13 protein-coding genes are annotated in these 14,129 nt (G+C 68.6%); 5 read left to right on the top strand and 8 right to left on the bottom strand.

The annotated features are described in order from the left end of the window. Positions 1–7 precede the first annotated feature (7 nt). From V5D55_RS04080 to V5D55_RS04070, 3 genes are all read right to left on the bottom strand, one after another. Complete coding sequence (locus V5D55_RS04080; protein ID WP_435747933.1) at positions 8–814, bottom strand: response regulator; 807 nt, start codon at positions 812–814, stop codon at positions 8–10. Further along, entirely contained in the window at positions 811–2,091 is a 1,281-nt protein-coding gene (locus tag V5D55_RS04075) for a sensor histidine kinase (RefSeq protein ID WP_435747931.1), read from the bottom strand. Before V5D55_RS04075 ends, V5D55_RS04080 begins: the two co-directional genes overlap by 4 nt. 62 nt (positions 2,092–2,153) lie before the next feature. After that, positions 2,154–3,407, bottom strand: a complete 1,254-nt coding sequence (locus V5D55_RS04070; RefSeq protein WP_435747929.1) for an ATP-binding protein — start codon at positions 3,405–3,407, stop codon at positions 2,154–2,156. Positions 3,408–3,555: 148 nt separating this feature from the next. Between V5D55_RS04070 and V5D55_RS04065 the strand changes: the two genes are divergently transcribed. Together V5D55_RS04065 and V5D55_RS04060 are read left to right on the top strand one after the other, a co-directional pair. Next, complete coding sequence (locus V5D55_RS04065; protein ID WP_435747927.1) at positions 3,556–4,191, top strand: dihydrofolate reductase family protein; 636 nt, start codon at positions 3,556–3,558, stop codon at positions 4,189–4,191. A gap of 149 nt (positions 4,192–4,340) precedes the next feature. Further along, entirely contained in the window at positions 4,341–6,353 is a 2,013-nt protein-coding gene (locus tag V5D55_RS04060) for a carboxypeptidase regulatory-like domain-containing protein (RefSeq protein WP_435747925.1), read from the top strand. A gap of 2 nt (positions 6,354–6,355) precedes the next feature. On the opposite strand, the gene V5D55_RS04055 is transcribed toward V5D55_RS04060, so the two are convergent. Genes V5D55_RS04055 through V5D55_RS04040 form a run of 4 tightly spaced genes read right to left on the bottom strand, consistent with a single transcriptional unit; the run spans position 6,356 to position 10,691 of the window. Beyond that, positions 6,356–7,159, bottom strand: coding sequence for a Cof-type HAD-IIB family hydrolase (locus V5D55_RS04055; RefSeq protein WP_435747923.1), 804 nt, complete (start codon positions 7,157–7,159; stop codon positions 6,356–6,358). A gap of 56 nt (positions 7,160–7,215) precedes the next feature. Further along, complete coding sequence (locus V5D55_RS04050; RefSeq protein WP_435747921.1) at positions 7,216–8,061, bottom strand: exodeoxyribonuclease III; 846 nt, start codon at positions 8,059–8,061, stop codon at positions 7,216–7,218. A gap of 9 nt (positions 8,062–8,070) precedes the next feature. Then, positions 8,071–10,263, bottom strand: coding sequence for a malate synthase G (locus tag V5D55_RS04045; RefSeq protein ID WP_435747919.1), 2,193 nt, complete (start codon positions 10,261–10,263; stop codon positions 8,071–8,073). After that, positions 10,260–10,691 (bottom strand): GlcG/HbpS family heme-binding protein, encoded by a 432-nt coding sequence (locus V5D55_RS04040; RefSeq protein ID WP_435747917.1) that lies wholly within the window; start codon positions 10,689–10,691, stop codon positions 10,260–10,262. Before V5D55_RS04040 ends, V5D55_RS04045 begins: the two co-directional genes overlap by 4 nt. A gap of 114 nt (positions 10,692–10,805) precedes the next feature. Between V5D55_RS04040 and pyrE the strand changes: the two genes are divergently transcribed. After that, complete coding sequence (gene pyrE, locus V5D55_RS04035; RefSeq protein WP_136057453.1) at positions 10,806–11,366, top strand: orotate phosphoribosyltransferase; 561 nt, start codon at positions 10,806–10,808, stop codon at positions 11,364–11,366. Then, positions 11,363–12,265, top strand: coding sequence for an ROK family protein (locus V5D55_RS04030; RefSeq protein ID WP_435747915.1), 903 nt, complete (start codon positions 11,363–11,365; stop codon positions 12,263–12,265). The genes pyrE and V5D55_RS04030 overlap by 4 nt, the downstream gene beginning before the upstream one ends. A 29-nt stretch (positions 12,266–12,294) precedes the next feature. On the opposite strand, the gene V5D55_RS04025 is transcribed toward V5D55_RS04030, so the two are convergent. Continuing rightward, complete coding sequence (locus V5D55_RS04025; RefSeq protein ID WP_435747913.1) at positions 12,295–12,756, bottom strand: hypothetical protein; 462 nt, start codon at positions 12,754–12,756, stop codon at positions 12,295–12,297. 203 nt (positions 12,757–12,959) lie between these two features. Here V5D55_RS04025 and V5D55_RS04020 point away from each other — a divergent pair, with 203 nt between their 5' ends. Further along, positions 12,960–14,126 carry an anhydro-N-acetylmuramic acid kinase gene (locus V5D55_RS04020; protein ID WP_435747911.1) on the top strand — a complete coding sequence of 389 codons (1,167 nt, stop codon included), beginning with the start codon at positions 12,960–12,962 and terminating at the stop codon, positions 14,124–14,126. The last annotated feature ends 3 nt before the right edge of the window (positions 14,127–14,129 follow it).

Here is a 14,129-nt window from a genome sequence, read left to right as displayed (position 1 = left end):
GGTATCGCTAGGCCAGACCCATCCGGTGGGCCAGCACGACCGCTTGGACGCGGTCTCGCGCGCCGAGCTTCTGCAGGATGCGGGACACATGCGTCTTCACGGTCGCCTCGCCGATGAACAGCGCGCCGGCGATCTCGGCGTTGCTGCGGGCGTCGGCGAGCAGCGCCAGCACCTCGGCCTCGCGGTCGGTGAGCGGCTCGGCCAGCGCGCGCGGTTCCTGAGCGAGCGGAGCGAGACGAGCACCCGGTTCCTGAGCGAGCGGAGCGGGACGAGCACCCGGTTCCTGAGCGAGCGGAGCGAGACGAGCACCCGGTTCCTGAGCGAGCGGAGCGAGACGAAGGGCGCTGTTCGGCTCCGCTGGTGCCCCGGCCGGCCGGGCGGCTGCCGCGAATCGCGCCAGCACGCGGCGGGTCACCTCGGGCGCCAGCATCCCGTCGCCGGCGGCCAGGGCGCGGACGGCCGCGATCAGGTCTTCGGCTCCGGCGTTCTTGAGGAGGAAGCCGCTCGCTCCGGCATCCAGCGCCTGGTACAGGTAGTCGTCCCGGTCGAACGTGGTGACGATCGCGATGGCGGCATCCACCTCGGGGTCGGCGACGATGCGCCGGGTCGCCTCGATGCCGTCCATGTCGGGCATCTGCACGTCCATGGTGATCACGTCGGGATGCAGGGCGGATGCCTGGGCGACGGCATCCGCTCCGGTGGCAGCTTCGCCGACGACGGTGATGTCGGGCTGCGTGTCGAGGATCGTGCGGAAGCCTGCCCGCAGCATCGAGTGGTCGTCGACGAGGAGCACGCGGATCGGCTGATCGGTCATCGGGGGCTCCCGGGCTGGACTGGCTGGCGGACGGCGGTGGCGGGAAGGGGCACGCGGGCACGCACGCGGAGGCCGCCGAGCGGACGCGGGGTCACCTCGAGCGTCCCGCCGGATGCGGCGGCGCGCTCGCGCATGCCGAGCTGACCGAGCCCCGGGCGCAGATGCGCGACCGCACGGCCCGTGTTCACGATCTCGACCTCGACGCCGTCGTCGTCGTAGCGCACGCGCACGTCGGCGGTCGCGCCGACGCCGGCGTGACGCCGGGCGTTGGTGAGCGACTCCTGGGCGATCCGGTAGAGGTTCACGGCGACGAGCGATGGCACCGGGACGGGCTCGCCGATCACGGCGTAGTCCGTGGGGAGTCCGGCTTCGGTCGAGGCGTGAGTGAGTTCGGCGATGTCGTCGAGGGCCAGCGTCGATGCGGCGTCCGCGGTCTCGCCGCCCGGTGTCCGCAGGGTTTCGAGCAATTGGCGCAGCTCATAGATCGCGTCACGCGCCGACCCTTCGATGCCGGCGAGGATGCGGCGGGATTCGGCCGGATCCTGGTCGATGACGAGGCGTGCGGCGCCGGCCTGCACCCCCATCACCGAGACGTGATGGGCGACGACGTCGTGGAGCTCCCGGGCGATGCGCACCCGGTCGAGGGCGACGGCCTGGGCTGCAGTGACCTCGCGTTCGCGCTCCAGATCGGCGGTGCGCTGTTCGAGCACGGCCCGCTGGGATGCCTCGATCCAGGAGCGCTCGCCGAAGTAGTACGCCCCGCCGAAGTAGAGCAGGTTCAACAGGATCTGGATGAGCATGAACGCCACGTACGGCGACATGGCGCCGGCGACCACGTCGGCCTTATCAGCCTCGCTGATCGCGTCGCGGTACATGGTGATCAGGAGCCACGTGAACATGCCGATGATGATCCCGACGCGCACCATCAGGGCGCGGCGGCGGTCGGCCATCCACGCGCCGACCGTGTACAGGCCGATGAACATCGCGATGTTGCCGACGTAGATCTCCGGAACGCGGACCGTGACGGCGGTGAAGTACGCGAGCGCCACGACGATCGCGACGATGCCCGGCCATCGGCGGCGGAAGGCCAGCGGCGCGGTCGCGACGAATGCGTAGACGAGGGCGGTCCAGAGCTCGGCCTGCTCGTCGCCGTAGATCTGCGAGATCGAGGAGAGCGCGGAGCTGAGGATCGCGCCCACGAACATCACGGCCGCGAGGATCAGGTCGCCGCGGCGTTCCCGGGCGGTCGGCGTGCGGCGGAATTCTGCGGCGGGCATCCTCCCACCGTACGGGGGAGCGGATGCGAGCGGCATCCCCCGCGCGACGGATGAGGTGCGGGTCACGGTCCGAGTGCGGTGATCGGAACGACGAGCACACCGTCGGCGCGCCGGTAGGTGTACTTCCCTGCGGTGATCACGACCAATGCGGCAGGATCGCCGTGTCTGTCCTTGTCGATCTTCTTCGCGAAATGCAGAAGGGACGCTGCGGCGGTATCGGCGGCTCCTTCACCCATCTTGATCTCGAATGCAGCCCAGGTGCCGTCGGGGAGCTCGATGACGACGTCGACCTCGGCGCCGGTCTGTGAATCACGCCATGAGGAGAGCGTGGCGTCGAACGACTGCGCGTAGGTGCGCAGGTCGCGAAGCACGAGCGATTCGAAGTGCAGACCTGCTGCCTCGAGATCACCGAGAAGCTCATGGCTTCCGATCCCGAGTGCGGCGATTCCGATCGACGGATCGACGAAATGCTGCACCGGAGTCGAACGCAGTCTGGTCCGGGACCGCATGTGCGGACGCCAAGCCGGCAGCGGTTCGACCAGCATCAGGCGATCGAGCGCCTCGAGATAGTTCGACAGGGTCTCCGTGGCGATCGGGCCGCGCTGCCCGCCGATCTCGGTGGCGAGCGTCGTTCCCTTCGCCGGGGCTCCGGTTGCACGGGCCAGCGCGGCGAAGAGCCGCAGGATGTTGCCGGGATTCCGTCTCGGTCCCATCTCGGGCACGTCCACTTCCGCGACGGTGCGGAGGTAGTCGGCTACCCATGCGCGCGCTGCTCGCTCACCCTGTCCGAGCAGCGCCGGCCATCCGCCGATGACCATTCGTTCGATGATTTCCGGCACGCTCAGTTCGGCCGCCGTGCCCGTGGGATCCGACCCCTGCAGCAGCGCCGCGAGGCTGACGTCTCCGCTCGAGTGGCCGGTCTCGAAGAGGGACATGGGCCGCATGCGCAGACGCCCGATGCGCCCGGCGCCCGAGTGGGCCCGCAGGTCATCCCGTGGTCGCGCAGAACCGGTGAGCAGGTAGAGACCCTTATCGCCGCGCTCGTCGACAGCGCGACGCACGAGGTTCCAGAGCTCCGGGGTCTCCTGCCACTCGTCGAAGAGGATCGGCGTCGCGGAGTCGAACAGTTGCGCAGGATGCACTTCGAGGGCCGCGCGGGCAGACCGATCCGTGTCCATGCGAATGACGGATCGGGCGATCTGGGACGCGGTCTCGGTCTTGCCGACGGCCTTGGGGCCATCCACGAGGATGGCCCCCATCGTCGACATCCGCCAGGCCAGCTCGGAGTCGGCGACTCGTGATCGATAATCCGTCATTGTTGAAATCTACACTTCGTCATATTTGAAATCTATACTTCGTCACGGGTCGACGATCAGTTCTCGACAGTGTCATACGCGGTGCGTAGGTTCGGGTTGAGATTTCCACAGCGCCGGACGCGGTGCTACCGAACGCAGGGAGTACGACATGAGCAACGCAGCATCCGGTCGCATCCTGATCGACCTCTTCATGACGCTCGACGGCGTGGCCCAAGGACCGGGCGGTACCGACGAAGACCCGTCCGGTGGGTTCCGCTTCAGCGGCTGGCAGGCCGGGCATCCCTCTTCGGGCGTCGGAGTCGAGGTCGAAAAGGGCATGCAAGGTCTCGACGCGCTGCTTCTCGGCCGCCGTACGTACGACATCTTCGCGTCGTACTGGCCGCATCACACCGACGGGGAGTCCGGCGACATCGGCAAGCTCTTCAACCGCGTGCCGAAGTACGTGGCGACGCGGGATGCCGATATGGCGCTCGACTGGGAAGGATCGTCCCGTATCGGCGACGATCTCGCTGCGGAGATCGCGGCCCTGCGCGCGAACCATCGTGAGGTGCACGTGATCGGCAGTGTCGACTTCGTGCACACGCTGCTCGCCGAGGGGCTGTTCGACGAGCTGAACCTCTGGGTCTATCCGATCCTGCTCGGCGCGGGCAAGAAAGTGTTCGACGACAACGCGCTGCCGTCGGTGCTGACGCTGCTCGAGCCTCCGATCGCGGACGACGGCGGGGTCACGCTGCTTCGGTACGGCCGCACGGACAAGACGCCGGAGGTCGGGACGTACGAGTGAGCGGGTTATTCCGCCAGATCGACTATTCCCTTTCTCTGTCGGCGTCCCCTAGATTCGATCTCGAACGTTGCCGCAGGATCGGCAGAGATTCGAGGCCGAGCGGAACAGCGTAAACGTTGCGCGCAGAGCCTCCTTCACGGGGCGGAATGATGATGCGACGACGCGGGATGCTGCGGGCTGTAGTCGGCGGAATGGCGGCGTTCGCGCTCGCTTTGGGCGGTGCAACGGCTGCCGTCGCTGCGGATGAGCCGACGGCCGGGACTGGATCGATCTCGGGGACGGTGACATCGAAGCTCGACGGAGCCGCACTTGCCGGCGTCGACGTGCACGCGGAGAGCGACGACGGTCTCGGCTCGGCGGACGCGGTCACCGACGCATCAGGCGCCTACACACTCGACGGCCTCGTCGATGGCGATTATGTCGTGCGATTCTCCGCTGACGACTTCGCGACAGAGTATTGGGACGATGCCCGCGAGAGCTGGCGCGCGCAGCGCGTGACTGTGACCGATGGCTCGGCATCGGCCGAGATCGACGCCGCCCTTTCGCCCACGCCCACCGCGTCGATCACCGGCACGGTCACCCGTGAGGACGACGGCTCGTCGGTCGCGGGGGTTACCGTGTCCGCGAGCGGTCTTGATGGCGCCTGGTCATCGACCACCACCGATGACACGGGGGTGTACACGCTGAGCAGCCTTGCGGCCGGATCTTATGTGGTCAGCTTCATTCCGTCGGGGACCGACCTGAAGCGGGAGTACTGGCAGGACACGTTCGACTACTCGTCGGCGACGCCGGTCGTCATCGCCGACGGTGCGACCGTCTCCGACATCGACGCGTCGATGGTCGTCGGAGCCGCCATCGAAGGTGTCGTGACACGCGAGGACGACGGTTCCCCGCTCGGGAACGTGGCAGTTCATGCGCTCGACGAGCGCAACGAGATCGTGGAACAGGCCCACACCGACGCGACTGGCAAGTACACGCTGGGCGGTCTTCCGGCCGGCTCTTACCGACTCCAGTTCCTGGCGCCGGATGCTGAACTCCTGTCGGAGTACTGGAAGAACAACTACAGCTGGTCCTTCGCGACGCAGATCGCCGTCACCGAGAAGCAGACAGTGAGCGGGGTCGACGCGGCGCTCGCCACGGCCGGATTCCTCAGTGGCACGGTGACGAACGGTGCCGACGGAGAACCGCTGTTCACCACGGTTCTGCTGTACGACGTGAACAACCGATTCGACATCGCGGCCGCGTACACCGACGACCTCGGCAAGTTCCGCATCGGTGTCCCCGCAGGAACGTACAAGATCCTCTTCCGGTCCTCCGGCCTGGCGGAGGAGTACTGGGAGGACGCGCCGGGTTGGGATGCCGCGACCGAGGTCACGGTGTCCGCGGGTGGCGAGGTCGACGGCATCGACGCGGCGCTGGACAACGTTGCCCAGATCACCGGCACCGTGGTCATGGACGCCGACGAGGAGTCGAAGGTTGTCGTCGAAGCATGGGCCGACGGGGTTGAGGTGAGGAGCAGCCGCGCCAACCCGATCACCGGCGAGTACTCGCTGCTGCTTCCCGAAGGCTCGTATGTGCTGAAAGCCTCCGCCACGTTCGCCAGTGGCAAGACCACTGCCAAGCCGCAGTTCTTCGACGGGGTTGACACGGCAGCAGAAGCGACGCCGGTGGTGCTGACACCTGGCACCGCGGTCGGCGATATCGACTTCACGCTGGTGCCCGACACCACCGGGCCGGAACCGAAGCCGACCCTCGCACTCTCTGTCGGCTCGATCCGTGCCGGCAAGGACATCGCGATCTCCGGAACCGGATTCGAGCCGGGTGCGAAGATCGCCTTCGAGCTGCACTCCGACCCGATCGCCCTGGGCACGCTGACGGCGGACGCCGGGGGAGTGCTCAAGGGCAGCCTCCGTATCCCGGCCAGCGCGCCGGCTGGAAAGCACACGCTGGTCGCACTCTCCGGCTCCACGGTCATCGCGAGCACGGCGGTCTCCGTGACGGCGGCAGCGACCCCGGGCGGCCCTGACTCGGGCGGCGCAGCGACCCCGGCTGGCGGACTCGCCAGCACCGGCATGGATGCCCCCGTGGCAGTCGTCGCGATCGGACTCATGCTGGCAGTGATGGGCGGACTGCTCGTGCGGCGCCGCCGCGTCGAGAGCTGACCTCAGCCCAGCATCCGCTCGATCACGCGGGCCACGCCGTGATCGTCGTTGGAGGTGGTCGTCTCATCGGCGGCCTCCTGCACGACGGTCGCGGCGTCGGCCATCGCGACCCCGTGCCCCGCCCAGCGCAGCATCTCGACGTCGTTGAGCGCGTCGCCGAACGCGACGACCTCGGCCCGGTCGATACCGAGATGCGCGCACAGCCGCGCGAGACCCGTGGCCTTCGTGACGCCCTCGGCCATCACCTCGACGAACGGAGCGCCCGACAGCGTGGCCTCGAACCCGGTGAGGCCGAGCGAGCGCAGCGTGTCGAAGAGGGCCGCGGGGGCGAGTTCGGGATGCCGGATGATGAACTTCAGGCTCGGAGCTGATACGACGTCGTCGAAGTCCACTCCGCCCATCAACGCCGGATCGCGGCTGTGGTCGGACGGGCGCGCGAACTGGGAGTAGCCCTCCTGCGCCACGAACGTCTCGCCGCCGTCGCGCACGCTCGCGAACAGCAGCCCGGGGATGCTGGCGCGCAGCGCCTCCGCGAGCGTGCGGATCGTCTCTGCCGACAGTTCCTCGGCGAACAGCATCCGCCCGTCCGTCAGGTGCACGGCATATGCGCCGTTGCTGCACAGCGCCCAGCCGTCGAAGGCGGCATCGGCCGCGATCACCCGCAGGCCGATCGGTTGCCGCGCCGTCACGGGGACGATATGGATGCCGCGCTCGCGAGCAGCATCCAGCGCGCGGCGCGTGCGTGCGGAGACCTGCGACGAAGAGTCGAGCAGCGTCCCGTCGAGATCAGTCGCGATCAGGCGCATTTCGTCTCGCTTCGCTCGCTCAATGACCGGGGCGCGTCCGCAGCGACCAGCGAAGGTCAGGAGAAGATCATCGGGAGGTCGTCGTCTTCCTCGGCGCCCCCGAGATCGAGTTCGACGACCACCGGCACGTGGTCACTGGGCTGCTCGCCCTTGCGCTCGTCACGGTGGATCGACGCGCCGGTGACAGCGTCGGCGAACGTGCGCGAGCCGAGCACGAAGTCGATGCGGATGCCCTCGTTGCGCGGGAACTTCAATCGCTGGTAGTCCCAGTAGGTGAATCCCTCGGGCAGCAGCGGTCGCACGACGTCGGTCACTCCGGCATCCGCGAATGCGAAGAACGCATCGCGCTCGGCCGGGGACACATGGGTTGAGCGACCGACCACGATGTCGGGGTCGCCGTTGTCATGATCGAACGGGATGATGTTGAAGTCGCCGACCAGGGCGAGCGGCAGCTCGGGGTTCGCCGACAGCTCGGCCGCTGTGGAGCGCCGCAGCTCTTCCAGCCAGTGCAGCTTGTAGGCGAGGTGCGGGTCGTCGAGCGAGCGGCCGTTCGGCACGTACAGGCTCCACACCCGCACACCGCCGACCATGACGCCGAGCGCGCGCGCCTCGAGCGGAGCATCCGGTCCTTCATGCCCCTTCGCGAAGCCCGGCATCCCATCGAACGCCGTGCGCACGTCGGTGACCGGCAGGCGGCTCGCGATGGCCACGCCGTTCCACTGATTCAGCCCGTGCACCTCGACGTGGTAGCCGGCCTCTTCGAACGGCCCGTACGGGAACTGCTCGGGCTTGCACTTGATCTCCTGCATCGCCAGCACGTCGATGTCTTCGCGTACGGCGAACTCGACGGTGCGGGTGACACGGGTGCGGATGGAGTTGACGTTCCAGGTGGCCAAGCGCATGCGTCCAGCCTAGTTGCGGGCTCCGACAGCAGCCGCCTGCTCGGCCTTCTTCTCGCGACGGAGGCCGTGCAGCAGCGGCTCGGTGTATCCGCTCGGCTGCGCAGCGCCCTCGACGATCAGGCGTCGAGCGGCCGTGTACGCGATTCCCGGCTGCGAACCTTCGGGGAACGCCAGCGGCTCGTACGCCGCGTCGCCGGCGTTCTGCGCGTCGACGACCGGCGCCAGACGCTGCAGGCTGTCGTCGATCTGCTCTTCGGTGATCACTCCGTTCTGCAGCCAGTTCGCGAGCAGCTGGCTGGAGATGCGCAGCGTCGCGCGGTCTTCCATGAGACCGACGCCGCGGATGTCCGGCACTTTCGAGACGCCGATGCCCTGATCGATCCAGCGCACCACGTAGCCGAGGATTGACTGCACGTTGTTGTCGATCTCGTCGGCGACGATCTCAGGTGTGAGGTCTCCCGCCGCGGCGAGCGGCGGGACCAGCAGCAGATCCAGCGCGCTCTCGTCGACCGGGGCCAGCGTCTCCCGCACCGCGAACGCGTCGACCTGGTGGTAGTGGAGGGCGTGGAGGGTGGCCGCCGTCGGCGAGGGAACCCAGGCCGTCGATGCTCCCGACCGCACGTGGGCGATCTTCTTCTCGAGCATGTCGTGCATGAGGTCGGGCTCGGCCCACATGCCCTTGCCGATCTGCGCGCGACCGTCGAGACCTGCGGCCAGGCCGATCGCGACATTGCGGTCCTCGTAGGCGGCCATGAACGGCTGCGCCTTGATACCGGCCTTCGGCAGGAACGGCCCGGCGTGCAGCGACGTGTGGATCTCGTCGCCGGTGCGGTCCAGGAATCCGGTGTTGATGAACACCACCCGATCGGATGCCGCGGCGATGGCGGCCGCGAGGTTCACCGAGGTGCGGCGCTCCTCATCCATGATCCCGACCTTCATCGTGCGCGCCGGCAGCCCGAGGAGCTCTTCCACGCGACCGAAGAGCTCCGCGGCGAAAGCGACCTCTTCGGGGCCGTGCATCTTGGGCTTCACGATGTACATCGAACCGGTGCGCGAGTTGCGGCCGCGGTTCGGGCCTTCCAGCTCGGGGATGCTGCCCAGGGCGGTCATGATCGCGTCGAGGATGCCCTCGAATGTCGGCTCTCCTTCCCGGTCGAGCACGGCATCCGTGCGCATCAGGTGGCCGACGTTGCGGACGAACAGGACCGCCCGCCCCGGCAGCGTCAGCTCGCCGCCGTCGACCGTGCGGTACGTGCGATCGGGGGCGAGTTCGCGCGTGAAGGTGCGTCCGGCCTTGGTCACCGTCTCGGTAAGGGTGCCGTCCATGAATCCGCGCCAGTTGCGGTATCCGAGGGCCTTGTCGTCGGCGTCGACGGCGGCGACGGAGTCCTCGAGGTCGAGGATCGCCGTGAGCGCCGACTCGAGCAGGATGTCCTGCACGCCGGCCTCTTCCGTGCGGCCGATGGCGCCCTCGGGGTCGATCACGATCTCGGCGTGCAGGCCGTGGTGGCGCAGCAGCACGGCGGTGGGGGCGTCGGCTTCTCCGGTGAAGCCGACGAAGCCCTCCGGCGCGGCGAGGCGCTGCAGGCCATCGGCACTCTCCACCGCCAACCCGTCGGCGTCGACGAGGTAGCGGGTCGCATCGCGGTGCGAGCCCCCGGTGAGCGGGGCGATCTCGTCGAGGAGGTCGCGGCCACGGGCGACGACGGCGGCGGCGCGAGCGGAGTTGAACTCCGTGCCGGGGGCGAGATCGCCGGTCTGATCGATCGCGTCGGTGCCGTACAGCGCGTCGTAGAGGGAGCCCCAGCGGGCGTTCGCCGCGTTCAGAGCGAAACGGGCGTTCAGCAGCGGGACGACGAGCTGAGGGCCCGCCATCGTCGCGATCTCGGGATCGACGTTCTCCGTCGTCACGGACACGTCTTCGGGGACCGGCACGAGGTAGCCGATCTCGGTGAGCAGCGAACGGTAGGCGTGGGGATCCGGGGTGCCCGGGTTCGAGCGGTGATACTCGTCGATGCGCTGCTGGAGCTCGTCGCGTCGCTGCAGCAGCTGCCCGTTCCGCGGGCCGAGGTCGTGAACGATCGCGCTCACGCCGGCCCAGAACGCCTCGCGGTCGCGCCCGGCATCGGTGAGTGACGCCTCGGCGAACTCCACGATCGGCGCGGCCACCGAAAGGTCGGCACGGGTGAGGTACGACGTCATGTTTGCATTCCTTCTCTTCGGGCGCCGAGGCGCTTCAGGGTCTCCAGTGCGATCTCAGCATCCTGGACGGGAGAGCCGCCGGCCACCCCCAGTCCGCCGACGTGCTCGTCGCCGAAGAAGATCGGGACGCCTCCGTCGATCGTCGTGAGGGCGCCGCCGGTACCGAGCGGCAGGGTCGTGCTGAGCGCTTCCGGGAGCATCCCGGTGCGGCGGCGGGTGGATGCCGACGTCGCGGCCTTGCGGCGGCTGGTCTCGGCGCTGTGCGGTGTGGCCCCGTCGGACATGCCGTAGGCGATGAGTGTCATCGAGGGATCGGCGACGGCCACGACCGTCTTCACTCCGTCGCGTTCGCCCACCTCCATCGCGATGGTGACGGCGCGCAGGGCCGTCTCGTAGTTGATCGCGGCGATCTGGCGGTGGGTAGACATGATGTCTCCTCTTCTCGATCTCAACTATTCACACAGCGAATGCGAACTTCCGCATGACGGAATCATATGACATCGCGCGAAGCAGGTTCAACCGCGCCTTCTACACTGGATGCCGTGACCGCACTCGACGCAGACCGTCAGACCCTCCTCGATCTCATCAAGGACGAAGCCGTGTTCCACGGCGACTTCACTCTTTCCAGTGGCAAGAAGGCGACGTACTACGTCGACATGCGCAAGCTCACCCTCGATCACCGGGCGGCCCCGGCCATCGGGCGCATCATGCTCGACCTCATCGGCGACCTCGACATCGTCGCCGTCGGCGGCCTGACGCTCGGCGCCGACCCCATCGCGAACTCGGTGCTGCACGCCTCGGTCGCCGCCGACCGGCCGCTCGACGCGTTCGTCGTGCGCAAGGAGCCGAAGGACCACGGCCGCGGCCGCCAGATCGAGGGCGCCGACGTCAAGGGCAAGCGCGTCGTCGTGCTCGAAGACACCTCCACCACGGGTCAGTCCGCGCTCAAGGCCGTCGAGGCGCTGCGCCGCGAAGGCGCCGAGATCGTCGCCGTCGCCGTGATCGTCGACCGCAAGACCGGCGCCCAGGCCGCAATCGAAGCCGAAGGCCTCGAGTGGCGCGCCGCCTTCGACCTCGACGACCTCGGGCTCGACCCGCAGTGACCCGCTACGCGCTGGCCGTCGACGTGGGCGGCACGAAGATGGAGGCTGCGCTCGTCGCGGAGGACGGCACGCTCGTCGACGGCAGTCGCAGCAGGCAGGCGACGGGCCGCGAGGCGACGTTCGATGCGCTGACCGCCGCCGTGCAGGAGATCGTCGCGCACGCGCTCGCCGCCCTGCCGCACGATGCCGAGATCGTCGGCGCAGGCGTCGGCAGCGCAGGCCCCATCGACCGCGCTGCCGGTGCGATTATGCCCGTCAACATGCCGCTCGCCCGCGGCTTCAGTCTCGCCGCGGCCGTGCGTGCGGCGGCATCCGCTGTTCTGGGTCGAGACGTCCCGACGGTGCTCGGGCACGACGGCGGCGCGCTCGCGCTGGCCGAGTCCTGGCTCGGTGCCACGAAGGATGCCGGGGCGTCGCTCTCGATCGTCGTCTCCACCGGTGTCGGCGGCGGCTTCGTCGTGAACGGCGCGTACATCCCGGGCGCGACGGGCAATGCCGGCCACCTGGGTCAGGTGCGTCGTGAGGGCGGCCTGACGCTCGAGGAGATCGCGTCCGGCCCGGCGAGCGCAGCCTGGGCGCAGCAGCAGGGCTGGAGCGGTGCGACCGGGGAGGACCTGGCCCGGGATGCCGCGGCGGGCGTCGCGGTCGCCCGTGCTGCGATCGAGCGTTCGGCGAAGGCCGTAGGAGAGGCTCTGGCGGATGCTGCGACCCTGGTCGACCTCGACACCGTCGCCATCGGCGGAGGGTTCTCCCGGGTCTCGACGGACTACATCGATCTGGTGCAGCAGGCTCTCACCGCGAGCGCCGCGCACGAGTACTCGCGTCGGGCCCGCGTGGTGCGCTCCGGGCTGGGCGACGAAGGACCCCTGATCGGCGCCGCTGCCCTCGTCCTTCGGTAACCGCTCCAGCGAGCTTCCGCACGCCATGATCAGTGGTGCGCGCTGACGAGGTGACGCGGCGGCCCCTCGAGTCTCGCGATCGCGATCTTCACCCCGGTGACCTCGTCGGCGAGAGCGTCGATGCGGGCGCTGAGTTTCTCTTCGACGGAGTCGATGCGGGCGCTGAGTTTCTCTTCGACGGAGTCGATGCGGGCGCTGAGTTTCTCTTCGACGGATTCGATGCGGGCGCTGAGTTTCTCTTCGACGGAGTCGATGCGGGCGCTGAGTTTCTCTTCGACGGAGTCGATGCGGGCGCCGAGCTTCTGATCGCCCGAGTCGATGCGGGCGCCGAGCTTCTCATCGCCGGCATCCATGCGCTCGCAGAGCCGGAGCTCCATGGCGTCCATCCGGCGGACGATCCAGGCGAACCCCGCGAAGAGGGCTGCGCCGAGCATCAACACCACGCCGGCGGCGCTGATGACGATCGCGATGATCTCTGCAGACACGTACACGCTCCCATTGTGCAGCTGGATGACGGGATATGCCAGCAGACTATGACTACCCACCGATATTCCCGGTGAACTGGGCTATTCCGTGACGGCAGTGGTGGATAGTGCCGAGATTCGCACTCCCTGTGGAGGACAAGTCACGCTCATCCGTTCACTCGCCTAACAAAAGCCGCGTTACGCTCGAAGCAGGCCACGGAAGGACCCTCATGCGCGTACTCGGACTGCTCTCGGGCACCTCTCACGACGGCATCGACGTCGTGGTCGTCGACTTCGAAGAGACGCGTGGCGCCGTGCGTGGGACCGTCCTTCACGAAGACAGCGTTCCCTACGCCACGGCACTGCGCGCGCGCCTGGTGGCCGCCCTCCCGCCGGCGTCGACGACCTTCGCAGAGGTGTGCGAACTCGACACGCTGATCGGACAGGCCTTCGCTCAGGTGGCCGTCGAAGCCGCGGCGGCCGTCGGCGGCGTCGACGCGGTGTGCACCCACGGACAGACGGTCTACCACTGGGTCGACGGCGATCACGCCCTCGGCACCCTGCAGATCGGCCAGCCGGCCTGGATCGCGGAGGCCGTCGGAGTACCCGTCGTGTCCGACGTGCGGATCCGCGACATCGCGGCCGGAGGACACGGCGCTCCGCTGGTCTCGTTCCTCGATGAGCTGCTGCTGCGCGGTCGGCCTGGAGTCTCCGCCGCACTGAACCTCGGCGGCATCGCGAACATCACGATCGTGTCGAGCGAGGGGACAGCCGACGAAGTCGTCTCGGCCTACGACATCGGCCCCGCAAACGCCCTGGTCGACGCCGTGGTCACGACCGAGAGGCTCAACCCTCTCGGCTACGACGCCGACGCGGCGATCGCCCGGAGCGGGGCCGTCGACGAAGCCCTGCTGCAGACGCTCCTCGCCGACCCGTACTACGCGCTGCCCGCTCCCAAGAGCACCGGCAAGGAACACTTCCACCTCGCGTACGTCCGTTCCCATGCTGCGGGCCGCGACATCACCACGCCCGATCTCATCCGCACCCTCACCGAGCTCACCGTGCAGACGGTCGCACGCGACGTGCGGGATGCCGGGGTCGGATTCCTCGCTGTGTCGGGCGGCGGCTGCCACAATCCACTGATCATGGACGGCCTGCGCGATGCCCTCCCCGACGTCGCCGTCGTGCTCGCCGACGAGCTCGGCGCTTCCGTCGACAGCAAGGAGGCCATACTCTTCGCCCTCATCGGCTGGTGCACCATGCACGGCGTGGCCGCCGTGCGCCCCGGCGCAACCGGGGCGCGAGCCCCCCGCGTCCTCGGAACGATCACCCCGGGTGCAGGACCTCTGCGGATGCCGGAACCGATCGCGGCCGTCACCAGCCTCGCGCTCGGCTGAATC

It is taken from the genome of Microbacterium sp. PMB16, from assembly GCF_051294855.1.
Taxonomy (GTDB): domain Bacteria; phylum Actinomycetota; class Actinomycetes; order Actinomycetales; family Microbacteriaceae; genus Microbacterium.
Note: the sequence above shows the minus strand (reverse complement) of the source record. Positions and strands in the feature narration are given on the sequence as shown.

Bases quoted from the DNA above. Each gene is read 5' to 3' on its own strand.
- V5D55_RS04080 (WP_435747933.1), bottom strand. From the start codon at position 814: ATGACCGATCAGCCGATCCGCGTGCTCCTCGTCGACGACCACTCGATG.
- V5D55_RS04075 (WP_435747931.1), bottom strand. From the start codon at position 2,091: ATGCCCGCCGCAGAATTCCGCCGCACGCCGACCGCCCGGGAACGCCGC.
- V5D55_RS04070 (WP_435747929.1), bottom strand. From the start codon at position 3,407: ATGACGGATTATCGATCACGAGTCGCCGACTCCGAGCTGGCCTGGCGG.
- V5D55_RS04065 (WP_435747927.1), top strand. From the start codon at position 3,556: ATGAGCAACGCAGCATCCGGTCGCATCCTGATCGACCTCTTCATGACG.
- V5D55_RS04060 (WP_435747925.1), top strand. From the start codon at position 4,341: ATGATGCGACGACGCGGGATGCTGCGGGCTGTAGTCGGCGGAATGGCG.
- V5D55_RS04055 (WP_435747923.1), bottom strand. From the start codon at position 7,159: ATGCGCCTGATCGCGACTGATCTCGACGGGACGCTGCTCGACTCTTCG.
- V5D55_RS04050 (WP_435747921.1), bottom strand. From the start codon at position 8,061: ATGCGCTTGGCCACCTGGAACGTCAACTCCATCCGCACCCGTGTCACC.
- V5D55_RS04045 (WP_435747919.1), bottom strand. From the start codon at position 10,263: ATGACGTCGTACCTCACCCGTGCCGACCTTTCGGTGGCCGCGCCGATC.
- V5D55_RS04040 (WP_435747917.1), bottom strand. From the start codon at position 10,691: ATGTCTACCCACCGCCAGATCGCCGCGATCAACTACGAGACGGCCCTG.
- V5D55_RS04020 (WP_435747911.1), top strand. From the start codon at position 12,960: ATGCGCGTACTCGGACTGCTCTCGGGCACCTCTCACGACGGCATCGAC.